General features: G+C 60.6%; 24 protein-coding genes. 13 read left to right on the forward strand and 11 right to left on the reverse strand.

What is annotated here, in order from left to right:
* The first annotated feature begins 116 nt into the window (after positions 1–116).
* From K6118_RS00685 to K6118_RS00720, 8 genes are all read left to right on the forward strand, one after another.
* Positions 117–941 (forward strand): uracil-DNA glycosylase, encoded by an 825-nt coding sequence (locus K6118_RS00685; protein WP_247118201.1) that lies wholly within the window; start codon positions 117–119, stop codon positions 939–941.
* Positions 941–2794: a lytic transglycosylase domain-containing protein gene (locus K6118_RS00690; protein ID WP_247118746.1), complete on the forward strand. Its 1854-nt coding sequence runs from the start codon at positions 941–943 to the stop codon at positions 2792–2794. Before K6118_RS00685 ends, K6118_RS00690 begins: the two co-directional genes overlap by 1 nt.
* Positions 2781–3311 carry a molybdenum cofactor biosynthesis protein B gene (moaB, locus tag K6118_RS00695; protein ID WP_247118202.1) on the forward strand — a complete coding sequence of 177 codons (531 nt, stop codon included), beginning with the start codon at positions 2781–2783 and terminating at the stop codon, positions 3309–3311. The genes K6118_RS00690 and moaB overlap by 14 nt, the downstream gene beginning before the upstream one ends.
* A gap of 65 nt (positions 3312–3376) precedes the next feature.
* Positions 3377–4249 (forward strand): energy transducer TonB, encoded by an 873-nt coding sequence (locus K6118_RS00700; protein WP_247118203.1) that lies wholly within the window; start codon positions 3377–3379, stop codon positions 4247–4249.
* 234 nt (positions 4250–4483) lie between these two features.
* A complete protein-coding gene (locus tag K6118_RS00705; RefSeq protein ID WP_247118204.1) occupies positions 4484–4912 on the forward strand; it encodes an energy transducer TonB in 429 nt (142 codons plus the stop codon).
* A gap of 121 nt (positions 4913–5033) precedes the next feature.
* A complete protein-coding gene (locus tag K6118_RS00710; protein WP_247118205.1) occupies positions 5034–6551 on the forward strand; it encodes an alanine/glycine:cation symporter family protein in 1518 nt (505 codons plus the stop codon).
* Positions 6552–6575: 24 nt separating this feature from the next.
* Complete coding sequence (locus K6118_RS00715) at positions 6576–7061, forward strand: nuclear transport factor 2 family protein (RefSeq protein WP_247118206.1); 486 nt, start codon at positions 6576–6578, stop codon at positions 7059–7061.
* Between the two features lie 86 nt (positions 7062–7147).
* Positions 7148–7786 carry a PAS domain-containing protein gene (locus tag K6118_RS00720; protein WP_247118207.1) on the forward strand — a complete coding sequence of 213 codons (639 nt, stop codon included), beginning with the start codon at positions 7148–7150 and terminating at the stop codon, positions 7784–7786.
* Positions 7787–7846: 60 nt separating this feature from the next.
* Here the strand turns inward: K6118_RS00720 and K6118_RS00725 are convergent, their stop codons facing one another.
* Positions 7847–8647: an SDR family oxidoreductase gene (locus K6118_RS00725; protein WP_247118208.1), complete on the reverse strand. Its 801-nt coding sequence runs from the start codon at positions 8645–8647 to the stop codon at positions 7847–7849.
* A 187-nt stretch (positions 8648–8834) separates the two neighbouring features.
* Here K6118_RS00725 and K6118_RS00730 point away from each other — a divergent pair, with 187 nt between their 5' ends.
* Positions 8835–9671: a hypothetical protein gene (locus K6118_RS00730; protein WP_247118209.1), complete on the forward strand. Its 837-nt coding sequence runs from the start codon at positions 8835–8837 to the stop codon at positions 9669–9671.
* 4 nt (positions 9672–9675) lie between these two features.
* On the opposite strand, the gene K6118_RS00735 is transcribed toward K6118_RS00730, so the two are convergent.
* Positions 9676–10479: an enoyl-CoA hydratase/isomerase family protein gene (locus tag K6118_RS00735; RefSeq protein WP_247118210.1), complete on the reverse strand. Its 804-nt coding sequence runs from the start codon at positions 10477–10479 to the stop codon at positions 9676–9678.
* 10 nt (positions 10480–10489) lie between these two features.
* On the reverse strand, positions 10490–11182 hold the full coding sequence (locus K6118_RS00740; RefSeq protein ID WP_247118211.1) for an SOS response-associated peptidase: 693 nt from the start codon (positions 11180–11182) through the stop codon (positions 10490–10492).
* Between the two features lie 76 nt (positions 11183–11258).
* Here K6118_RS00740 and K6118_RS00745 point away from each other — a divergent pair, with 76 nt between their 5' ends.
* The gene (locus tag K6118_RS00745) at positions 11259–11699 is read left to right on the forward strand and encodes an NUDIX hydrolase (RefSeq protein WP_247118212.1); all 441 of its coding nucleotides are present in this window, start codon (positions 11259–11261) and stop codon (positions 11697–11699) included.
* A 14-nt stretch (positions 11700–11713) separates the two neighbouring features.
* Entirely contained in the window at positions 11714–11929 is a 216-nt protein-coding gene (locus K6118_RS00750) for a DUF2842 domain-containing protein (protein ID WP_247118213.1), read from the forward strand.
* 52 nt (positions 11930–11981) lie between these two features.
* On the opposite strand, the gene K6118_RS00755 is transcribed toward K6118_RS00750, so the two are convergent.
* From K6118_RS00755 to K6118_RS00765, 3 genes are all read right to left on the reverse strand, one after another.
* Positions 11982–13595, reverse strand: coding sequence for a long-chain fatty acid--CoA ligase (locus tag K6118_RS00755; RefSeq protein WP_281500541.1), 1614 nt, complete (start codon positions 13593–13595; stop codon positions 11982–11984).
* A 119-nt stretch (positions 13596–13714) separates the two neighbouring features.
* Positions 13715–14137: a M67 family metallopeptidase gene (locus K6118_RS00760; protein WP_247118747.1), complete on the reverse strand. Its 423-nt coding sequence runs from the start codon at positions 14135–14137 to the stop codon at positions 13715–13717.
* Between the two features lie 2 nt (positions 14138–14139).
* On the reverse strand, positions 14140–14559 hold the full coding sequence (locus K6118_RS00765; protein ID WP_247118215.1) for a hypothetical protein: 420 nt from the start codon (positions 14557–14559) through the stop codon (positions 14140–14142).
* Between the two features lie 11 nt (positions 14560–14570).
* On the opposite strand from K6118_RS00765, the gene K6118_RS00770 reads away from it, so the two are divergent.
* Entirely contained in the window at positions 14571–15560 is a 990-nt protein-coding gene (locus tag K6118_RS00770; RefSeq protein ID WP_247118216.1) for an RluA family pseudouridine synthase, read from the forward strand.
* A gap of 125 nt (positions 15561–15685) precedes the next feature.
* On the forward strand, positions 15686–16588 hold the full coding sequence (gene rpoH, locus K6118_RS00775; protein ID WP_247118217.1) for an RNA polymerase sigma factor RpoH: 903 nt from the start codon (positions 15686–15688) through the stop codon (positions 16586–16588).
* An 82-nt stretch (positions 16589–16670) separates the two neighbouring features.
* Here the strand turns inward: rpoH and K6118_RS00780 are convergent, their stop codons facing one another.
* From K6118_RS00780 to serA, 5 genes are all read right to left on the reverse strand, one after another.
* A complete protein-coding gene (locus tag K6118_RS00780; RefSeq protein ID WP_247118218.1) occupies positions 16671–17216 on the reverse strand; it encodes a hypothetical protein in 546 nt (181 codons plus the stop codon).
* Between the two features lie 4 nt (positions 17217–17220).
* A complete protein-coding gene (locus K6118_RS00785; protein WP_247118219.1) occupies positions 17221–19248 on the reverse strand; it encodes a hypothetical protein in 2028 nt (675 codons plus the stop codon).
* Positions 19249–19448: 200 nt separating this feature from the next.
* Positions 19449–20741 (reverse strand): adenylosuccinate synthase, encoded by a 1293-nt coding sequence (locus K6118_RS00790; protein WP_247118220.1) that lies wholly within the window; start codon positions 20739–20741, stop codon positions 19449–19451.
* A 39-nt stretch (positions 20742–20780) separates the two neighbouring features.
* Positions 20781–21956 carry an ATP phosphoribosyltransferase regulatory subunit gene (locus tag K6118_RS00795; RefSeq protein WP_247118221.1) on the reverse strand — a complete coding sequence of 392 codons (1176 nt, stop codon included), beginning with the start codon at positions 21954–21956 and terminating at the stop codon, positions 20781–20783.
* Between the two features lie 22 nt (positions 21957–21978).
* A complete protein-coding gene (gene serA / locus K6118_RS00800; RefSeq protein WP_247118222.1) occupies positions 21979–23556 on the reverse strand; it encodes a phosphoglycerate dehydrogenase in 1578 nt (525 codons plus the stop codon).
* Positions 23557–23568: the final 12 nt, after the last annotated feature.

Genomic DNA, 23568 nt, shown 5'->3' on the forward strand with positions numbered 1-23568 from the left:
GTAAGCCTCCCCCCCGGAGAGCCCGGCATGGGGCCAATAAGCGTCAAAAATTAAATGCATTTTTTACGGATGCCCCTATATAGTGGGGTCCTGGCGTACAAAAGAAGCGGATATTGATGACCTCACAGCTGGCGGAAAACCTGGACCCGCAGACCCTGCTTGCCTGGCATGTCGCCATGGGGGTGGACGAAGCCGTTGATGAGACGCCGGTTGACCGTTTCTCGGCGCCTGCCCCTGAAGCGCCCGCCACCAAGGGCGCTCTGTCTGCCCGTGTGTCCTCCCAAAGCCAGAAACCGGCCCTGAAGCCCGTTGCCGCCAAGCCGGTTCAACCGGTCGAAGGCGCCGGGCAAGCCGCGGCTGAGCAAGCCGCAGCCGCCTGCAACACGCTGGAGGAACTGGAAGCCGCCTTGGGGGCCTTTGACGGCGGCAACCTCAAGCGCCAGGCCAAGAATACCGTGTTTGCCGACGGCGTGCCCGGCGCGCCCTTGATGATCGTCGGGGAAGCCCCCGGCGCGGATGAGGACCGGGAAGGCAAACCCTTTGTCGGTGTCTCCGGCCAACTTCTGGACAGGATGCTGAACGCCGCCGGGTTCGACCGGACTGAAAACGCCTATATCTCCAACATCGTGCCGTGGCGCCCCTTGGGCAACCGCACGCCGGACCAGGCCATCATCACCATGTGCCTGCCGTTCATCCGCCGCCATATCGAGCTTGCAAAGCCCAAGGTGGTGCTGATGCTGGGCGGTGTCCCCGCCAAGGCGCTTCTGGGCAGCGAAGACGGCATCACCCGGCTCAGGGGCAAATGGCGCGAGCTTGAGATCGGCGGTCAGAAAATCGCCGCATTGCCTGCGTATCACCCTGCATATCTGCTCAGGCAGCCGCATCTTAAAGGCTTCGCCTGGCGTGACCTTCTGTCAGTCAAAGAGAAGCTTGCCCAGTGATGAGTATCGCTCGCTTTTTCCGCCCCCTCAGCCGCCTGGTCGGTACTGGACTTGTCATTGCGGGGCTGATGTTCCCCGTTATGCCAACCCAGCCCGCATGGGCCAAGGAACAGCCCAATGTCCAGCCCGGCGATGTGCTGCCCGGTGTGCTGAGCGAGCATGACATCAAGCTTTACCGCAAGATCTTCGAGGTGCAGGAAAAGGCCAAATGGCATGAAGCCGACCGGCTTATCCGCAAGCTTCACGACAAGATCCTGATGGGCCATGTGGAATTCCAGCGGCTGATGCACCCGACCGGCTACCGTGCCCGCTATAGCGAGCTGGCGGCCTGGATGAAACATTATGCCGACCTGCCCGGCGCCTGGCAGGTCTATAACCTGGCACGCAAACGCCAGGGCCATGCCCATGCCCCGAGACGCCCGACCGACACCCGCTATCCGGGCGTGACCGGCCAATCGGCCCCGCAAAAACCGCCGCTGCCCCACCGAAGCGTGCTGGAAACCCGCGCGGTTTCGCGCTTTTTCGCCAATGTCCGCTATTATGTCCGCAAGGGGCAGCCGGAACGGGCCGAAAAACGCTTCTGGGCCATGAATGCCCGCGGCCTCCTGGTGCCTTACGAAAAGGCCGAAGCGCTGGAGCGGATTTCCGCCAGCTATTATTATGACGACAATGACGACAAGGCGCTGATCCTCGGCACCCTGGGCGCCAACTATGCCCGCGAGATCGAACCCGGCAACGACTGGATCGCCGGTCTTGCCTCCTGGCGCGAGGGTGACCTCAAGAAGGCCTATACCCATTTCAATTATGTCAGCGTCTCCGAACGCGCGGGCGACTGGCTGACCGCCGCGGGCCATTTCTGGGCCGCGCGTACCGCACTTCGCCTTGGGCACCCTGCGCAGTCGGACCAGCATCTGCAGGAAGCCTGCACCTACGTCGAAACCTTCTATGGCCTGATCGCCTGCCGCCAGCTCGGCATCAAGCCGGATATCGACTGGACCGTGCCGGAACTGACCCGGGACGCCGCCGACCGCCTGATCAAGCACCCGGCGGTCCGCCGCGCCATCGCGCTCACTGAAATCGGCCGGGATGATATCGCCGACGAGGAGCTTCGCCTGCTGTGGGGCCGAGAAGGTACTTCGGTGCAGGATGACCTGCTGGCGCTCGCCGCCTACCTGAACCTGCCCGCAATCCAGATCCGCCTGGGCCGCGCGGGCGGCACCGGCAAGCCGTCCTCCACCGCCGTACGCTATCCGCTGCCGGACTGGGAGCCCGCAGGCGGCTTCACGGTTGACCGTGCCCTCATCTTCGCCATGGTGAAGAAGGAGAGCGATTTCCGCATCCGGGCGCGTAGCCACGCCGGTGCCGGCGGCCTGATGCAGGTGATGCCCGCAACCGCGCGCTATATCAGCCGCGGCCATGCGAACCGGCTCCTGCGCCGCAACCGCCACCGGCTGTATGAGCCGGAGTTCAACATGGCGCTCGGCCAGAATTACATCGAATATCTCCTGGATGCCGACTATGTCGAAGGCAACCTCTTCATGGCGCTGGCGGCCTATAACGGCGGCCCCGGCAGCCTGATGAGCTGGCGCAAGGAAGTCACCTACGGGCAGGACCCGCTTCTGTTCATCGAATCCATCGGCTTTTATGAAACCCGGTCCTATGTCGAAAAGGTCATGGCCAACCTGTGGCTTTACCGGATGCGGCTGGGGCAGGAAACGCCGAGCCTCGATGCCGTCGCCTCCGGTGCCTGGCCGACGCTCGAACAGATGGACACGCCGGAAACAGATGACGCCGTCCAGCGCGCGCTGACCCACACCGCCAGCCAGGAGGCCAACATCAATGCCCGGAATTGACGAAAACCGCCCCTTCATCCCAGCAAAGATCGCGGTGATGACGATCTCGGACACCCGCACGCTGGAAGATGACAAATCCGGCCAGACACTGGTGGACCGGCTAACGGACGCGGGCCATACACTCGCCGACCGCACGATCGTCAAGGATGACGTCGCCACCATCCGCGCCCAGCTTGAAGCATGGGTGAAAAGCCCTGACATTCAGGTGGTTATCGCCACCGGCGGCACCGGCATCACCGGCCGGGACGTCACGCCCGAAGCCTTCGAAGCGCTTTATACCAAACCGATCCCCGGTTTCGGGGAACTGTTCCGGATGCTGAGCTTTGAGACCATCGGCACCAGCACGATCCAGAGCCGGGCCACTGCGGGCCTCGCGGGCACCACGCTGCTGTTCGCGCTTCCCGGCTCCACCGGCGCCTGCAAGGACGCCTGGGACAAAATCCTCGTCACCCAGCTCGACAACCGCTATCGTCCCTGCAACTTCATCGAACTGATGCCCCGCTTCGGCGAAAAATAAACAGTTAAGGGTTGATCTCACATCAACCAAAAGCATAATGCCCCTTTCGTACTTAGGGGGAATTCATGCGTTTCATTTATACTACTATTTTCATTAGCTTAAGCTTGAGCCAAGCGGTCAGCGCTGCAACAGACGACCAGCTTCGGGCCTATGAAGCAGCGAAAGCAGCCTATATATCTGCCGCTAAGGAACAAAACACCAAAGCCACGCACAAAGCCGCCGAACATTATCTGGAAACGGCCCAACGCGCATTCGAGCCTTGGGATGACGAAACCACCGCAGCTGCCAAGGCTTATGGCCAGGGTTTGGACGCCCACAAAGCAGCCAAGCTAGTCAAAGCAGGCCTGCGCTCTATCGACCGTAACAGCCGCCTCGACCATGCCTATATCAATTTGCTAGAGGCCCTGGGCTGGAATGATACACATAAAAATCTGTCCCAACGGGTCGATATCCTCGTCGGCCTCACGCAACTCCTCGACAAAACCAATCGCGCAGAAATGGCGACACCCTATATCATGGAAGCCGCTCGTTACCTGAGACTGGACCCACACCAGTACCAACCAATTTATATGCCCAAGCTTTCTGCACCCAAACATACAGCGCAGTGGGGGCCTGGGGCCTCGGGCGGCAGCGGGATGGAATTTGCCGGTGCCACTTGGGGCGGCTGCGTCAAACTTTCCTTTACCGTCGGTCCGGACGGCCTTGCCACCAACCCGAAAATTGTCGGCTCTCAAGGGTCTCCCCAATACAAGCAAGAGGCGCTCGAGCTGTCTCCGAGGATACGCTACATCCCCAAATATGAAAGCGGACAGACCGTCGCCACCGATAATGTCACCTATATTATGGACTGGACCATTCATAAAGTGGTGGGCAAAAACAACAGCATCTACATGCGCAAAAAAACCAAACAGGTGAGCAGTTGCACCCTCAAGTCTTAAGGGTACCGACTGGGGGGGCGAGAGGCAGCGCACCAATTACGCTATCTGCCCCTGATCCAAGATGGGAAGCCCGCTCCTGCCGAGAATGTCACATACATTTTCGATTGGTTTCCTGAATACGATCCTGAAATTGTCACCGGCAGCCATGTCCTGCGTCATGTAGAGGTTCAAAACCATACATGCGCCCTGAAACCAAAAGTATGAATTATAGTTTCTAAATCTGGAGGCATTTACATGCGGAAGAAATTTTCATCGGCCCTGCTTGCTATTTTCATCATTGCGGCGATTCAGCCAGCTTACGCAATGTCAGCTGACAGCACCCCGGCCCAAGAAAAATTGTCGCACAAAGAAGCTCAAGAAGAATGCCACGCTTTGCAGGCTAATCCTCCAGCTTCGCTTAAACTGATCCGGTCGGCACCGCCTGCTTTCCCCCTTTCAGCATTAAAAGCTCATCAAGAAGGTTGGGTACTCGTTTCCTTCACCCTTAATGAGAAAGGCAAGGTCAAACACCCCACACTCATTGATCATGGAGGTGACAAGGCATTCATTAAACCCGCCTTGAAGGCCATGAAAAAATTCCGCTACGAACCTATTGTTAAGGATGGTCAGGCTGTCAGTGTAAGCGGCATGAAATATTGCTTCACCTTCGCTATTTCAGAATAGGAAAATGATGGGGATGCAAGCCATACGCTCCCGGCAACAGTAAACTTTAAGCTTCCCCTTAATCGCCCCCTCCCCTAAGCTCGGGGCCAACGTATGGAAGTGAGTTTTCGGGGGAGTTTTCGTGCATACGCTCAAGCGTTTCATGCTGGCGGCATCGGCTGCTTTGATCATCGGCGGACAGGCCACCGCACAGGAGGCCTCAAACGCCGCGGCGGAAGACCGTGGCGGCTTTATCGACATGCTGGTCGGCTTCATTCACTGGCTGGACAGCATCGTCTTCATGAATGTCGATATGTTCGGCGCCAGCGTGAAGCCGATCGTGGTGTGGATGGGCGCGCCCATGCTGCTCCTCACCATCTATTTCGGCTTCGTGAACCTGAACAGCTTCCGCCGCGCCTGGAAAGTCGGCAGCGGCCATTATCACGACCCGTCAGCCGACGGCGAAGTCACCCAGTTTCAGGCACTGTCGACCGCGCTTTCGGGCACGGTCGGCCTCGGCAACATCGCCGGTGTCGCCGCCGCCATTTCGCTCGGCGGGCCCGGCGCGACCTTCTGGATGATCCTGATCGGCCTCTGCGCCATGACGCTCAAATTCTCGGAATGTACGCTCGGGGTGAAATACCGTGTGGTCCATGCGGACGGCACGGTCTCCGGCGGGCCGATGCATTATCTCAAACGCGGGCTGGCCGCGCGCGGCTGGAAGAAAACCGGGACGATCCTCGGCTGGACCTATGCGCTTCTGGCACTGCCGTCGCTGCTCCAGATCGCCACCGTCAACCAGATTTATGAATCGCTGACCGTCGTCACCGGCATTGACGGTGTCGGCTACCAGTGGGGCTTCGGGATCGCGCTCGCCGCGCTCACCGCCGTCATCATCATCGGCGGCATCCAGTCGATCGCCAAAGTGACATCCCGGCTCGTGCCCCTGATGGCCTTCATCTATATCTCGGCCGCGCTCGTCATCATCCTCGGCAACATCGGGCAAGTCCCTGCCGCGTTCGTGACCATCTTCCACGGCGCCTTCACCCCCGAAGGCGTGGCGGGCGGCGTCGTCGGTGTGATCGTGATCGGTATGCAGCGGGCGGTTTATTCGACCGAAGCGGGCCTCGGCTCCGCCACCATGGCGCATGCCGCCGCCAAGACCAATGAGCCCATGTCCGAGGGCATGGTCGCGCTGATGGAACCCTTCATCGATACCGTCGTCATCTGCACCATGACCGCGCTGGTGATCGTCATCTCCGGCGTATACAAGGGCGCGGACGGTATCGAAGGTGTGTCGCTGACAGCCTCGGCCTTCGCCACCGTCATCAGCTGGTTCCCGGCCGTGCTGGCGGTTGCCGCCTTCCTGTTCGGCTTTTCGACCATCATCAGCTGGGGCTATTATTGCAGCAAAATCTGGGAGTTCATCTTCGGTGGCTCCGCCCGGTCGATGACGATCTATAAAACCGTCTATTGCGCGGCCATCATCCCCGGCGCTGTCTTCACGCTTGGGGAGGTTTACACGCTGATGAACAGCCTGTTCTTCCTGATGGCGGTGCCGAACATCATCGGCATCTACCTGATGGCGCCGGAGCTGAAGCGTGACCTCAAAAGCTATCTTGCACGGCTCAAATCCGGGGAGATACAGGAAACCCGGTAAGGCCTTAAAGGAAGGAAGTGTCCCATGAAAATGCGTTTTGCCTTTCTGATCCTGATGCTGCTTGCCCCCTTGTCCGTGGCGCAGGCTGACGATGATGCCAAAGCGGCGGCGAGCACGCTGGACCGTTTTCATATCGCCGCCGAACAGGCCGACTGGGACACCTATTTCAGCCTGATGGCCAAGAAGGGCGTCTTCATCGGCACCGACGCGTCCGAGCGCTGGACCAAGGATGAATTCAAGCATTACGCCACGGCCACCAAGGGCTGGACCTACAAGGTGACCGGCCGCCATGTGGTGTTCTCGGACGACGGCAACAGCGCCTGGTTCGATGAAAGCCTCACCAACGTGAAATTCGGCGCCTGCCGCAGCACAGGGACACTGATTCGAGAAAATGGCCAGTGGCGCATCGCGCAATATGCCCTGACCTTTCCGATCCCGAACGATCTGGCTGACGGAATCACGCAACAGATTCAGGTATTTGAGGAACGGCAAAAAGCGGGCCAAAATTAGGTCAGCAAGCTTGTCTTGAATCCGCCAGAAAACCCGCCCATGCTTTCCACCTGAGGGTTCCAAGTCGTGGCGAGAGGAGGCGGATCATGCCTGTGTCCGGTGTATTGGAACAATTGCTTCATTACTGGCAGGCTTTGCCCCGGGAGGTCGGGGCGATCATTCCTGCAAGAGCGGCCCTGCATCCGAGCGAGCTGAGGGAATATCTGCCCAGGCTGGCGCTGATGAAGCGGCTGGACCGCTACGATATCGCGGTCTCCATGATCGGGACGAGCACCGACCAGCTGTGGCAGGCGCCGATCGCTGGCATCAATGCCTTCGACCTGACATCCCCCACCGCGCGGGAGAATACCGCCCGGCTCTATTCCGCGATTCTCGACCAGCCGACAGGCGTGATTATGCGGGAAACCGTGCGCCGGCGCGAAGGCAAAAACGCTGAGCTTTCATCGATTTACCTGCCGCTCGCGGATGAGCATGGATCACCCAGCTATATCGTGACCTGCTCGGCCTACGAACACCGGTCCCGCTATGACCGCATCAACGACCGCCTGATGCCCGACCACCAGAAAGTATCCTCTGTCGAGTTTATCGACATCGGGTCCGGCATCCCTGAAATTGAATTTGAACGCCCTGTACCCCGCCCGGCAACTAGGCCGGAGCAACGCTGGTGGGAGCGCTTTATGCCAGCCAAACCACGCCCCGCCGAGGGTACATGGCACGACGCCTGACTGAGGACTACCCTGCCCTCAGGTCCAGGTGCAGAATGGGTTGAAGGGGGAACTCCCCCCTCAGCCCATTTTTTCAACCATCTTGAAAAGCATGTTCGGGAAGAAGCGCTTCACCCACAGAGCCTTCATCTCAGGCCCGTTGCCGACGGCGATTTCCTTCTTGCCGCTATCGAAGCCCTTCATGATGACCTTGGCGCAATCGGTCACATCCATGCCGGCGGCGATATTCTTGTCGACCACGCCGAACTGGCTGCCGTCGCCCTTGAGGGCATTCTCGGAGATCGCGGTGCGGATGAAGCCCGGCGTCACGGTGGTGACCCGGATGCCATATTGCGCCACTTCGGTCCTGAGGGCGTCGAAAAAGCCCATCATCGCGTGCTTGGCCGCGCAGTAACCGGTGCGCTTGGCAACCCCGATCTTGCCGGCGACCGAGGCGGTGACGGCGATATGGCCGCTTTTCTGCTCGATCATGATCGGCAGCACCTGTTTGGTCAGCGCGATCTGGCCGAAGACATCCACCTCGAAAAGTTTACGGTAGGTCGCCATGTCGGTATCCACGCACAGCGAGCGCTGAGAAATACCGGCATTGTTGAAAAGCATGTCGATGCGGCCCTTGAAGGCCTTGGCCTCCGCCGTCTTGGCCGGGAGGGAGGCTTCATCGGTGACATCGAGCGGCAGCACGAGCACATCTTCGGGCGCGGCGCCCTTGGCAATGCAGGCTTCGCGCACGCGCTCCAGCGCGTCCGCCCGCCGGGCCGACAGGATCAGCACGGCCCCGCGCGCCGCAAATTCATAAGCCACCGCCTCGCCAATGCCGGACGATGCCCCGGTGATCCAGATAACTTTTCCCTTGTCGGCCATGTCTTTCCCCTTTAATCAGCGCCGCACCGTTATCCCCCGCGCGGCCTTCCGTTTGCGCATCTGACAATAGGGCCATTTGCCCGGCCTTCAATAGCCGCAAAACCGATACGGCAACCAGACAAATTGTCGCCAGGCGTTGCAATTGCATGCGCGCCCCGTAAACTGGCGGCAATAAGGAGCCCGAGAAATGACCTTCGTTACACCGACCGTCGCCAACATCATGGCCCGCGCCTTCGCCATGGCACGGCGCCGTCTTGAGCTTCTGATCCTCCTTGGGCTTCTGTCCGGCATCCTGTCCAGCATCGTCTATACCCCGGCTTCGAAAGTGCTGGATGCGCTGTTCACCGCGCTCGAGAAAGCCGAACAGACTGGCGGCACAATGACGGAAGCAGCCCGGATATTGAACGAAGGCGCCTCCACCCTTCTCATGGGGCAGGTCATGGTGACCCTGGTGGCGACCTTCCTGCTTGTTCCCTGGGCGCGGGCGGCGGCCCCTGGCGGCCTTGTTCCCAACGATGGCGGCCTGCCTGCCTTCCTGCGCCGCGGGGTTCGCAGTTTCCTGCACATGCTGGCAGCCCACGGCATGACCGTGCTGATAATCCTGTTCGTGATGCCGCTGGCCGCCATGATCGGCAGCTTCCTGGGGCCGTTCGGACCGTTCCTGATCATGATCGCCGTCATGGCGATGATCTGGATCACCATGGCGCTCATCGGTACCGCCAACCTCGCGATCGCCGCCGAAGCCCGGGACCGCCGGGAGACACTGTTTTCGGCGTGGGTACGCGCGCGGCTGTTCATCCGCCCGATTGTCGGCTCGCTTTCCGCGCTTTTCCTGCTTCTGATGTTCGCGGACCTGTTGATCGAAGGGCTGATCGTCTCGATCTTACCGGCAGGCATCGCCCGGACCCTGTCGTCCGCAGCGGGCGGCGCCCTGATTTACGCGATCTCAGCCCTGCATATCGCGGGGATTTATGTGGTGCCCGATTTCCGGGACCTCCGCCCCGACGACCTGACCAGCGCCTGAGGCCTTACCCGTTCCAGGGAAACTTGGGCGCGCGCTTTTCCAGAAACGCGCTCACGCCCTCGGCGGCATCGATGCCTTCGTGCGCGCGGCGGAACATTTCGGCACTGGCATCGTCATCATCCAACTGGCCATCGAGAATACGCCGGATCGTCGCTTTGATGCCCTGCACCGAATATTGCGAGGCGGCGGCGATCTGATGGGCGAAGGCTTCGGTCTCTGCCGCCAGCTCATCCGCCTCGAACAGCGCATCCGCCATGCCGATCGCCAGCGCTTCCTCCGCAGCCATGATCCGCCCGGTGAACAGCAGCGACTTGGCGTGCGCGGGGCCCACCAGGTCCATCAGCTGCTTGGTGTCACTCAGCGGGTAGATGATCCCCAGCCGGGCGGGCGTAATGCCGAAGCGGGCGCTTGTGGCCGCATAACGGAAATCGCAGTGAAGCGCGAGGCCGCAGCCGCCGCCGACACAGGCGCCGTAAATCATCGCGATGGTCGCCTTTTTCGTGCGCGCGAGCGTGCGCTGGGCGTCGCGGATAGCCAGCCGGTTGCTTTCCTGCCTTTTGGGGTCCGCCGCAATCGCCTGCAATTCGGCAATGTCCGCCCCGGCCGAGAAAGCCTTGTCGCTGGAGGAGGTAACGATGATCACCCGCACGTCCGGGTCATCATCCAACGCCTGCACCGCCTTCGGCAGCACGGTCCACATGGCTTCCGACATGGCGTTGCGCTTGTCCGGCCGGTTGAGGATAAGCCGCCCCAGGGCTTTGCCGCCTTCGATATAAACCGGGCTTTCGGGGTTCAGATAATCGATCATATCGGATCCTTCAAAACAGGGTCGGTTGCGGGTCATCCTCGGGCGCATCGAGGCAGCCGGGCTCGTTATACTGTATATTGCCCATGCGCGGGGTCACAGGGTGCCAGTGGAATGCGGTTTCCGGCATCCAGTCGAAACTTTCCAGAAAGCCGCGCGGCAGCGGGTCATGCGGGGCGAGCCAGGCGTCATACTGCTCCGGCCGCAGCACCAGCGGCTTGCGGGAATGGAGCGAGCGCATCGGGCCGGTCGCAGGCCCCGTGATGATCGCCATGGTTTCCAGCCAATGGTCCCCCGCCGGGCCGTGCCATGTGGCCCAGGTACCGGCGAAGGCCATCGGGCCCCCACCGACCGGCGTGACATAATAGGGCTGCTTGCGGCCACCTTCTGTGCGCCATTCATACCAGCCGTCCGCAGGCACCAGACAGCGCTTTCGAATGAGGCTGGAGCGGAATGACGGCTTGACCTGCACCGTCTCCACCCGGGCGTTAATCAGCGGTTTGGCGCCGATCTCCTTGGCCCATTCGGGGATAAGCCCCCATTCGACGGCAGCCAGTTCCTTGCCGCCCGTCTCAGCGCGGCGGATGATGAGAACCGGCTGGCGCGGCGCGATATTATAGCTCGGCGGCACCGGATGCCGGGCTTCCACACCCAGCTTGCCGCTTATTTCCTCCGCCGGGGAGATGAGCACATACCGCCCGCACATGAAACCTTGCCTCTTGTCCTTATGGCCGCCACTATGCGACCAAGTGAAATGTTGGGGACGAGAAAATAGCAAGCCCATGACGAGTGCAAGAGAAAACCCCAGTTACCCCATTGTCTGCGCCGGTGCCGTCGTGTTCCGGGGCCAGGAGGTGCTGCTGATCCGCCGCGGCAAGGCCCCGCGGGAGGATGAATGGAGCATCCCGGGCGGCAGGCAGGAACTGGGCGAAACCATCGCCGAAACCGCCGTGCGGGAGGTCAAGGAAGAAACCGGGCTCGATATCCGCTTAGGCTCGCTTCTCGATGTCGTCAATTTCATCGACCGTAACGGGGATGGCGGCGTGCGCTTCCACTACACGCTGGTGGATTTCGTCGCCGAAGCCGACGGCGGTGACCTCGCCGCCGGGACAGATGCCCGCGACGCCCGCTTTTTCAGCCTTGATGAGGCCCTCAAGCTTCCGTTATGGGAGGAAACCCGCCGCATCATCGGCATGGCCGCCGCCGTCAGGCGCCTGAGATAGAAGAAGGACCCTTCATGAACGATACCCGTCCGTCACCGCGCAGCTTCTGGGGCATGTTGATCCTGCTTATCGGCCTGGGCGCCTATGCCTTTGCGGCAGCAGCCATCGGCGATTTGCTGGTAAACGCCCCCATCGCGCTGCAGGTGATCTATTATCTCATCGCCGGTATCGTCTGGATTTTCCCGGTCAAATATCTGCTCAAATGGATGGCCGCGAAGAGGGACAAATAAAAAGGGCGCCCATCTTCACGGACGCCCTCTTCTAACTTTATTGCCTTAGCCGTCAGTAGGTCGGCAGCTTATAGTCGGTGAACTGGTCGCGGAGCGATTTCTTGGAAATCTTACCGGTCGCGGTATGGGGGATTTCCTCCACCGTCACCACGTCATCCGGCAGCCACCATTTGGCGACCTTGTCTTCGAGGAAGGCGTGCATCTCCTCGGTGGAAACGCTTTCTCCCTTCTCCGTCACGATGACCATCAGGGGGCGTTCGTCCCATTTGGGATGATAGACGCCGATCACGGCCGCTTCCGCCACCTTCGGGTGGGCGACAGCCGCGTTTTCAAGGTCGATGGAGCTGATCCATTCGCCGCCTGACTTGATGACGTCCTTGGCGCGGTCAGTGATCTGCATATAGCCGTATTCGTCAATGCAGGCGACATCGCCGGTATCAAACCAGCCATCAGCGTCGGTAGCGTTCTTGTCGGCCTTATAATAGGTGTCGATCACCCACGGCCCGCGCACCATCAGGTGGCCCGAGCTTTTGCCGTCGCGCGGCAGGACATTGCCGTCATCATCCATGATAGTCATCTCAACGCCAAGGACAGACCGGCCCTGCTTGCACTGGATATCCAGCTTTTCCTTCTCCGACAGGTTTTCAACCGCACCGTTTTCGCTGCCGAGGCTGCCAAGCGGGCTTGTCTCTGTCATGCCCCAGGCGTGGTTCACGCGGACACCATAGTTGCGCTGGAACGTGTCGATCATCACGCGCGGCACTGCCGAGCCGCCGATGGTGACGGTCTTCAGCTTGCCCATATCCTTGCCGGTGGCTTCAAGATACTTCAGCATCCCCATCCAGACGGTCGGCACCGCGGCGGTTACTGTGATGCCTTCCTCCATGATCAGCTTATGCAGGGTTTCCGGGTCATGGTGCGGACCGTTGAAGACCAGCTTGGCGCCCGCCCCCGCGGCCGCATAGGGAATGCCCCAGGCGTTGGCGTGGAACATGGGCACCACCGGCAGGATCACCGACTTGGAGGTGATCGAAAGCGTATCGCCCTGAAGCGCCAGCAAAGTATGCAGGAAATTGGACCGGTGCGAATAAAGAACGCCTTTCGGGTTCCCTGTCGTTCCGGATGTGTAACAAAGACCGCACGCCGTGTTCTCATCGAAGGTCGGCCAGCGATAGTCGCCGCTTTCCGCGTCGATCAAGTCTTCATAGCTCAGCACATTCGGGAGGCTGGTTTCGGGCATATGGTCCCGGCCGACCATAATGACATAATGCTCGATGGTCTTAAGCTCGCTCGCCAGCTTCTCGATCAGCGGTACGAAGGTAACATCGAGGCACAGGATACGGTCCTCGGCATGGTTCATGATATAGACCAGCTGTTCAGGGAACAGCCGTGGGTTCACCGTGTGGCACACGGCGCCCATCCCGGCGGCCCCGAACCACAGTTCCATATGCCTGTGGGTATTCCAGGCCAGCGTCGCCACCCGGTCACTGAAGCCGATGCCGAGCCGTTCCAGCGCCTGCGCACACTTGCGCGCCCGCACCGCATGGTCGGCGTAGGTATAGCGGAACTGTCCGCCTTCCGGCAACATGCTGACGATCTCACGCCGTGGGTGGTTTATCTCCGCATGTTCCAGAAATTTGGACACCAAAAGCGGCCAATTTTGCATTTGTCCGAGCAACGTCTATCTCCCCTCCATACTGTTCTGGCAGGATTGACTATAGGTCCCGGAAAGGCAATTTCAAATACCCGCAGGCAGGTAAGGCTTCATAGGGAGATAAGCTGGCTTCAGACTAGGACGAGCGGGACAGGCTCCAACTGATGGGCATCGTCCTCTTTCGCCAGAAATGCCTGCGTTTCCATGACATTACCGGACATGCCGGTTATCAGCCAGCACCAGCCTGCCATTTCCGACCGGGCCCGGTCTTCCGCGGACGGCCGTGCGGCCCCGCCGGGGTGGCTGTGCCAGACGCCGACAACCGCAAGCCCCCCGTCCCGCGCCTGACGCTGAAGCCGGAGATGCAGGCCGGGATCGACCTCGAACATCCGGGCCGGGTTCCCTGCCGTTACATTGGGGCTGATATGGATATCGCTGACGGTGACCGCATCATCCGTGCGGACACCGACAAGCAGGGCGCAGGCTTCATGGGGGGCCGCGCGTTTGGCCTCGGCTTCAAGGGCGCTCAGGTGCGCACCGGAAAGCCGGAGCATGGTCACGGCGCGATGGTGACCCGGCTTTCCTGGCCGGTCATCCGGTTGAGGACAATCAGCGTGTCGGTGCCGTCGGGCGTCCGGAAATGCAGCATGATCTCCCGGCCATGCAGTTCGCTCGACACCAGCTTGGAGCCCGCCGGGCGCTCAACCTTGAAATCCCCGGTCGCATCGACCATCGGCAATTTCTTGCCTTTGAGCGCCGTATCCTTATCCGCCATGGCGGTCACCACCGCCGGTTTGTGCGTCGCCATCGGGCCTTCGCCGTTCATCAGCTTGATCACGATCACAGACAGCATCGCCAGAAAGGCGATACCGAGCACAGCCACAAGGCCGATCAGCCAGCGCGGGGTGCGGTAGGTTTCCGCTTCATCCCCATTGCCCGGCATCTCAGGCGTGACATTTTGATCGGCTCCCGTCATAAGGTGTCTCCATGACCGACAAATTCGACATACATATCACCGATGAGATGGCAGGCGCCCGGCTCGACAAGATCCTTGCCGATGCCCTGCCCGACCTCTCACGTTCGCGCCTCAAGGCCCTCATCAAGGAGGGCGAGGTCACGCGCACGGGTGATGCAGCCGCCACCATAAAGAGCCCGTCGCAGGCCGTCAAACCGGGAGAGTGCTACCGGGTCAATATTCCTGCGCCTGAGGAGGCCGAGCCGCAGGCCGAGGATATCCCGCTGGATGTGGTCTATGAGGATGACGACCTGATCGTGGTCAACAAACCCGCGGGCATGGTGGTGCATCCTGCACCCGGCAGCCCGTCCGGCACGCTGGTGAACGCCCTCCTCCATCACTGTGGCGCTTCGTTGAGCGGGATCGGCGGTGTCAGACGCCCCGGTATTGTCCACCGTATCGACAAGGACACCAGCGGCCTCCTGATCATGGCGAAGAACGACAAGGCACACCACGGCCTTGCCGAACAGTTCGCCGCCCATACCATCGAACGGGTCTATGCCGCCGTCTGCAAGGGCCACCCGGTGCCGCCCAAGGGCCGTATCGAGGGCGACATCGCCCGCCACCCGGTTGACCGCAAGCGCATGGCGGTGACCGACCGCGGCGGCAAATGGGCCGCGACCCACTATGAGACGCTCGCGCACTATCAGGTGAACGGCACGCCGCTCGCCAGTCTGATCGAATGCCGGCTCGAGACCGGGCGCACCCACCAGGTTCGGGTTCATATGGCCCATATCGGCCACCCGCTGATCGGGGACCCGGTCTATGCCCGCGGCATCAAGCTGTCGAACAGCGTGAAAGGCGACGCCCGGGCAGCGCTCCAGAGCTTCAAACGCCAGGCGCTTCATGCCCGCGTGCTGGGATTTATTCATCCCATCAGCGGCAAGACCTTTAAATTTGAAAGCGAACTCCCACATGATATGGCCGACCTGTTGGCCGCGCTTGACCCCTATAAGGTGTGAAGGCTGCGTCCACGGGCCGGTTTGACAGGGGTCAAGGAACCAAGCTAGGCTAGAGACTAGATCATGATACCGGGGCCGGTCCGCCATGCGGGCCACTGCAAAATCCCGGAGGGGCGAGGACACATATGAGCAATCTTTCCAATCTGCCAACTCTGTCGCCTGAGGGCAGCCTCAGTTCGTACCTGCAGGAAATCCGCAAGTTTCCGATGCTGGGTGCCGATGAGGAATATATGCTCGCCAAGGCCTGGACCGAGCATGGCGACCGCGAAGCCGCGCACAAGATGGTGACGAGCCACCTGCGCCTTGTCGCCAAGATCGCCATGGGCTACCGCGGCTACGGCCTGCCGGTGGCGGACCTTATCTCCGAAGGCAACGTCGGCATGATGCAGGCGGTCAAGCGCTTCGACCCTGAAAAAGGCTTCCGCCTGGCCACCTACGCCATGTGGTGGATCCGCGCCGCGATCCAGGAATATATCTTGCGCAGCTGGTCGCTGGTGAAAATCGGCACCACGGCGGCGCAGAAGAAACTTTTCTTCAACCTCCGCCGCGTGAAGGGCCAGATCGAAGCGATCGAGGAAGGCGACCTGACGCCTGAGAATGTCGCCAAAATCGCCGAGCAGCTGGACGTGCCCGAAAGCGATGTCATCAGCATGAACCGCCGCATGACCGCGATGGATCATTCCCTCAATGCGCCTCTCCGCGCCGACGCCGAAGGCGAATGGCAGGACTGGCTGATCGACGAAAACCCGGACGCGGAAACCCAGGTTGCCGAGAATGAGGAACGGGACCAGCGGATGGAACTGCTGTCCGAGGCGATGGCAGACCTCAACGAGCGCGAGAAGCATATCCTGACCGAACGCCGGCTCAAGGAACCTGCAACAACCCTTGAGGAACTGTCGCAGCAATATGGCGTCAGCCGCGAACGCGTACGCCAGATCGAAGTGCGGGCGTTTGAAAAGGTCCAGAAAGCCATGCGTCAGAAAGCGCAGGAAACAGGTCTCGGCAATCCGGATAAGTCATCCGACTGAGGCACCCCCTGCCCTGAGGCATCAACGCACCAAAAACAAAAGCCGGGCAATGACCCGGCTTTTTCCATGAACAGTCAGCCTGTCACTGCGGGCGTTTGGGGGTTTTGTTGGCCCAGTCTGGCTCATCGCCACTCGGTGCCGCCCCCAGCACTTCCGGCCCCCAGGCTTCAACCAGCGTTGTCCGCTGTTGCGACAATGTCTTGAGCCGTTCCTGCGCCAGGCTTTGCAGCACCACAGCGGCCACCATCGGCCCGACATAAATCAGCGCATAGCCAATCGCCGCCGAGCCAAACATGATCACGACCACCAAGGGATCGATCACGGTTTGCATAAGCTCCCGCGGGTGGTCCCACACCTGCCGAACAAAGGGCAGCACACCAGCGATATTGGCAAAGGCCACACATTGCAGTTTGTAGTTTTTATGCTCGCCCCGGCCCGTGATCCCCAGCACGAAGGTGGGGAGCAGGCCAATCAGCAACAGCCCCGCAACCGCCAGCTTGAACATCGAAATACCGATAAGGCCGACCACGACCAGGGGGGCGAGGCCGCCGATTTCGCTCGTCGGTTTCCGCCGACGGCGCTGGCGCATCGGGGCTTTTTTCGGCTGCTGTTGTGGTTTCTTGGCCATGATCTTATCCCGGGAACATCGTCAGGAACCCGACGAGCACCATAACTACAAAGGCAAGTGTCCGGCTACCTTTGATTCCCTTCAACCTGGCTTCAGGGTCTGTCGGCAGGATTTTACGGTTAAGACGGGCACGCTCCCGCTCGATCCGGTGGATAAGGTTGCGGGCCTGGCCGAATTCGCGCGCGTCCTCCGCCTGCACCTGCAGCATATTGACGTCCGAGGTCAGCCGGGTGATATCCCCGCCCTTCTTGATCTTGTCGAGCTGCTGCTGCACCGTCTCCCGGCGCTTCTTGTTCTTCAGTCCCTTGACCACAGGCCCAAGGCTATCGACCAGCTTCTCGGTCAGGTGGGGCAGCGCACCCATCTTGAAGCGGCGCTGGAGCAGCCCGAAAAACTCGGCCGACAGGCTGGCAAACCGGCCCGGGTCGTTCTGGGCCGCCGCCAGTTTATTGAAATCACGGCTGAGATCCGGCCCGTGGGTATTGCAATAAGCCGCAACATGACGGTCCAGAAGGATATTGCGGCCGCCCCCGGACGCCGACAAACGGTCAAGCGCATTCATCAACTGCTTGATCGACCCAATCCAGACATTGTCGAACCGCGGGCTGATACAGGGCAGGATCGGGTTCATTTCATAGAGCACCCGCTCCATCCCGCGGCCGAGAGATTTGCTGGTCCCGTGATGGAACAGCCGCTTGAAGTCCTGCAGCCGCTGGGCAAACCCCGGGTCCCTGGGGCCGCAGATTTCGGTCAGCGCGCTCATGAATTTCTGGTCCATCATGTCGGTAATGACGGCGAGCAAATCCCGGTCATCCCGGGCGAAGGCATCAGCAATCATCGACCCCATGCCATCCAGGAACATGGAATGGCCCCTGAAATGGACCGGCCCTGTGGGATGCAAGAACATGCAAACCCGCGAGACCATTTTGTAATCGTCGGCCCGCGCGCCGGAAAAGCCTTCCGCCGGGCGGACATCGATCACCGCCTCAAGACGTTCCGTCAGGATTTCATCCCGGAACGACAATTGCGCCCAGGATGGAAAATCGAGCTTTTTCAGGAAGCTGGCCGCTTCCCGCGGTTCCCGTGCGAACGCATCCGCGAGCAGGCGCCTGTCCACATAGGCCACGCCCTTGAAATTGGTCGGCCGGTTCATTGTCCAGGCCTTGAGGCTGGTGCGCTTGGGCTTGCCGACACCATCGAACCAATCGAGCACGTCCTCCGCACCCCAGCGTTCATCGGGTTCATCAGCCATCATGCCTTTGATCAGCGACCCAAGCGCGCCCGGAATATCGCGCCCGCCCGAAAGCGCCCAATAGGACCCCTGGTTGATCCGCGCCATGACCATGGCGTCGCGTTTGCGGCCTTGCCACAGTTGTTCCCCGAAATACAGGCACTGAAGCGCGACACCGAACTGATAGAAATCGCTATCCATGCTGCCTGCGCCGCGCGCCGTATCGTCAGCGAGCGCAAGGTCGAGCGCCTCCAGTGCGAATGGCTGGCGGAAGCCGGGCGGCGTGCTGTAACACTCCCCAATCCAGACCTCGTCCCCATCCTTGGTGGCGAAATACATGTTACTGGGCTTCAGGTTCCGGTGGAAAATGCCGCGCTTATGCAGCGCGGCCAACGCCTTTAGGACAGAAAGCACCACATGCTGTCTGAGGCGGTTGGTATTGACCCTCGGGTTGACCTTGCCGTCAGGCCCCATCAGTGGGCCGCCCACCGGCCGCTCGAATATGGTAACCAGCCGCTGCTTGCGGCCATTCTTGTCTATCGACATCAGGCCCCGGTCGACCGGATTGACCATATTGGGGATCGGCCGCCCCTTGATGCTGCGGTAGACATCATTGCGCAAGGGAACAAGCGGATTGTGAACGAGCGCATAAAGCTCACGGCCAGGCTCTTGCTGGTCGTTGACCTTGAAGGCTTCGCCACCGGCCGTGCTGAACTCCGGCAGCGGCGACGCAGTCATGACCACGTACCGTTCGCCGAAGGCGCTCTGACCGGGTGGGACGGGTGCAGACTCCCCGCTCACAATGTTCCCCCTTTAAGACCTATGTACACCACTATGGTTACATTCCTGTCCACGTGCGTATGACAGTCTTACTCTATTTTGTTAACAAATGTGAATCATAGCGTTTCAAAATGCAAATTATTACAAAAAAAACGCCGCAACTCTCATGAGTTAGCGGCGTTTTATCACAAACGCTTAAGGCTAGTATATAGCCTTGAGACCTAGTCCTGGAACGGATCGCGGACCAGAATGGTATCGTCACGCTCCGGGCTGGTGGACAGAAGCGCCACCGGAACGCCGATCAGCTCTTCGATCCGGCGGATATATTTCACCGCGGTCGCCGGCAGATCGGCCCAGCTACGGGCACCGAAAGTGCTTTCCTGCCAGCCTTCGAGGGTTTCGTAGACCGGCTCGATCGCGGCCTGGTCTTCCATGCCGTAAGGCAGATAGTCGATGACTTCGCCTTTGTGCTTGTAGCCGACACAGACCTTCAGTTCGTCCATGCCGTCAAGCACGTCCAGTTTCGTGAGCGCGATACCGTCGACACCGCCGATGGTCAGGCTTTGGCGAACCAGCACGGCGTCGAACCAGCCACAACGGCGCGAACGACCGGTGACGGTACCAAATTCGTGGCCCTTCTCACCCAGATACTGACCGACTTCATTGTCCTGCTCGCTCGGGAACGGGCCTGACCCCACACGCGTGGTGTAGGCCTTGGTGATGCCGAGCACATAATCCAGCGCCCGCGGCCCCATGCCCGACCCGCCAGCCGCCTGGCCTGCGACTGTGTTGGAGCTGGTCACAAACGGATAGGTGCCATGGTCAATGTCCAGAAGCGAGCCTTGCGCGCCTTCAAACAGGATTTTCTTACCGCTTTTCTGCGCGTCATCCAGCGTGCGCCAGACATTGTGCATATAGGGCAGGATCTGGGGCGCCAGCGTCATCAGCTCGTCGGCGATGACCTTGCCGTCCACTTCCGGCTGACCGAGGCCACGGCGCACGGCATTATGGTGCGTCAGCGCGACTTCAAGACGGGCTTCAATGGTTTCGCGGGACTGCAGGTCGCACACGCGGATCGCGCGGCGGCCAACCTTGTCCTCATACGCCGGGCCGATACCGCGGCGGGTGGTACCGATCTTGACGCCCTTGGTCGCGTCTTCGCGCAGGGCATCCAGTTCACGGTGGTAGGGCATGATGAGCGTAGCGTTTGCAGCGATCTGCAACGTCTCGGACGTGATGTCCACGCCCTGGTCGCGCAGCTTGTCCATTTCGGACAAGAGCGCCCACGGATCAACGACGACGCCGTTGCCGATCACGCTGATCTTGCCGCCGCGCACAACGCCGGACGGCATCAGGGACAGCTTATAGACCTTACCGTCAACCACCAGCGTATGACCGGCGTTATGGCCACCCTGAAAACGCACGACCACATCGGCGCGTTCGGAAAGCCAGTCAACGATTTTGCCCTTGCCTTCGTCGCCCCATTGCGAGCCGACAACAACGACATTGCCCATCAGAAATCCCCTTATTTGGATGCCCGTAAAAGTGGGCTTTTATACGGCCCGAACCGTATCATCAAGCAAGATATGACCGCAGCCCAAAAGACGTGCCTCTTTCTCCGCGTCCGCGGTTCCGGCAAGGCCCTGGATCGTACGCCAGCCGTCCTTCCGGTAGAGGGCAGCTACGGCAGCGGAAGTCCCATGCGGCACATAGAGTTTTTTGGGTGCGTCAGGCATGGGAAGCGTGCGCATCAGCGTATCGAGATAGACCGAAAAGCCGGTCGCTTCCTCTTCGTGGCCGTCCGGATGCGTGACCATATAGCGGCCGCCACGGCCCAGCTCGCCCTGTGCGCCCTTGGCAAAAAGCGCGAATCCGATGCCGGTTTTATATTCGAAGCCGTGGCATTCGCACGGGTCGACCGTCACGGTCACGTCCGGCAGACGCTCGCCGATCATATCGACGAGGCGGCCAAGGCGGGCAATCAGTTTGCCTGAGGCACCCTTGAGTTCCATGGTCCGCAACATTTCCATCGCACGGTCAGCGGGGCCTGTGGCCTGCAGTACGCGGGTGAAAACCGCACGGGTCTCTTCATCCAGGATGGCAAGCGCACCGGCGTCCTTGGCTTCCATGGCTTCGAGCACGGTCTCGCGCACGTCGCCGGTCAGCTTGGCCTGGTCGCACATATGGCCGACAAGCGGCGCCAGCGTCAGGTCGACGGAGATATTCTCAATCCCCACGGCCTGCAGGCTTTCGACCGCCACGGCGATCACTTCCAGCTCGGCTTCCAGGCTTTGGCTGCCGACAAGCTCCACGCCCGCCTGAATGAACTGGCGGTCGGGACGCAGCTGGCTGCCCTTGGTGCGGAGAACATTACCGGTGTAGGCAAGGCGGAGCGGCCGGGGCGCGTCCGACAGGCGCGTGGCCGCCAGGCGGGACATCTGCATGGTCATGTCGGCGCGGATCGCCATCATGCGCTGGGTGTCCACGTCCATCAGGCGGAACATCTGCTTGGCGCGGGTTTTCCCGGCGCCCACCAGCAGGCTGTCTTCATATTCGACCAGCGGCGGGTTCACCCGGTCGTAGCCGTGGCTCACATAGGTATCCACCAGCGTGCGCACCAATGCAGCTTCCTGTTCTGCATAGGGTGCGAGCTGGTCGCGGAAGCCTTCCGGCAACAATGCTTGGCGGGCGTACGCGCCACCCGCCATGTCTTTTTTAGGACCGTTCATCGGGGTCCCCTTCTCGCCTCAGTTAGAAAGACAGTTTTTTCGCCTGTCGTACATGGGCGAGAGCGGCCACCTGGTCAAGCACAATATCCTTGATCGGCTCATCGACAGCCACCAGCGCAACCGCTTCTTCACCGACGATACGGCGGCCAAGCGAGAAGGTGGCGACGTTGACGCCATTGAAGCCGAGCAGCGAGCCAAGCGCCCCGATAAAGCCCGGTTTGTCATCGTTGATGACATAGAGCATGTTCGGCGCGACCTTGGCTTCGAGGAGAACGCCGTTCACCTCAACGATCCGCGGTTCGTGGTTGGCGAACAGGGTGCCGGAGACGCTACGGGTGCGCTTTTCGGTCTCGATCGAGAGACGAATCAGCGTCTGGTAGTCGCCTTCGCGGTCGTGCTTCACCTCGGTTACCTGGATGTTGCGTTCCTTGGCGATCAAGGGCGCGTTGACCATGTTGACCGTGCTCATCAAGGGCGACAGCAGGCCTTCGAGGATGATGGCGGTCAGCGGCTTGGTGTTGAGTTCCGCCACATGGCCTTCATATTCGATGACAACGCGCTTGAGGCTGTGTTCCGTCAGCTGGCCCGCGAAGCTGCCGATCTGTTCGGCCAGTTTCATGTAAGGCTTCAGCTTCGGTGCATCCTCGGCACTGACCGACGGCATGTTGAGCGCGTTGGTAACGCCCCCCGTCAGCAGGTAATCAGACATCTGCTCAGCCACCTGAAGCGCCACATTGACCTGGGCTTCCGTGGTCGACGCGCCAAGGTGCGGGGTGCAGATGACATTGTCATGGCCAAAGAGCGGGTTTTCGGTTGCGGGCTCAACGGCGAAAACGTCGAGCGCGGCACCAGCCACAATGCCGTTATTCAGGGCTTCAAGGAGGGCTTCCTCATCAATGAGGCCGCCACGGGCACAGTTGACGATGCGCACGCCCTTTTTCATCTTGCCGAAGGCTTCCTTGCCGACGATGCCACGGGTCTGGTCCGTGAGCGGCGTATGGAGGGTGATCACGTCGGCGCGCTCGAACAGTTCATCAAGCTCAACCTTGGTGATATTGAGGTCCGCCGCGCGTTCAACCGCCAGGAAGGGATCATAGGCGATGACCTTCATCTTCAGGCCTTGGGCGCGGTCGGCAACCACCGACCCGATGTTGCCGCAGCCGATGAGACCGAGGGTCTTGCCGGTGAGCTCGACACCCATGAATTTGGACTTCTCCCACTTGCCTTCATGCGTGGAGGCATTGGCCTGCGGGATCGAACGGGCGAGCGCCATCATCATGGCGATGGCATGTTCGGCGGTGGTGATGGAGTTGCCGAACGGCGTGTTCATGACAACGACACCGGCGTTGGTGGCCGCGGTCACATCCACGTTGTCAACACCGATACCGGCCCGGCCGACAACCTTCAGGTTCTTGGCGGCTTCCAGCACAGTCGGGGTTACCTTGGTGGACGACCGGATAGCAAGGCCATCATAGTCGCCAATGATCTTGAGAAGCTCGTCCTTATCGAGGCCGGGCTTATAGTCAACGTCTACACCACGCTCCTTGAAAACCTGTTCGGCAAGCGGGCTCATTTTGTCGGAAATCAGCACCTTCGGCATGATCGTTCCTTT

This window comes from Kordiimonas marina (genome assembly GCF_023006325.1).
In the GTDB taxonomy this organism is placed as follows: Bacteria; Pseudomonadota; Alphaproteobacteria; order Sphingomonadales; family Kordiimonadaceae; genus Kordiimonas; species Kordiimonas marina.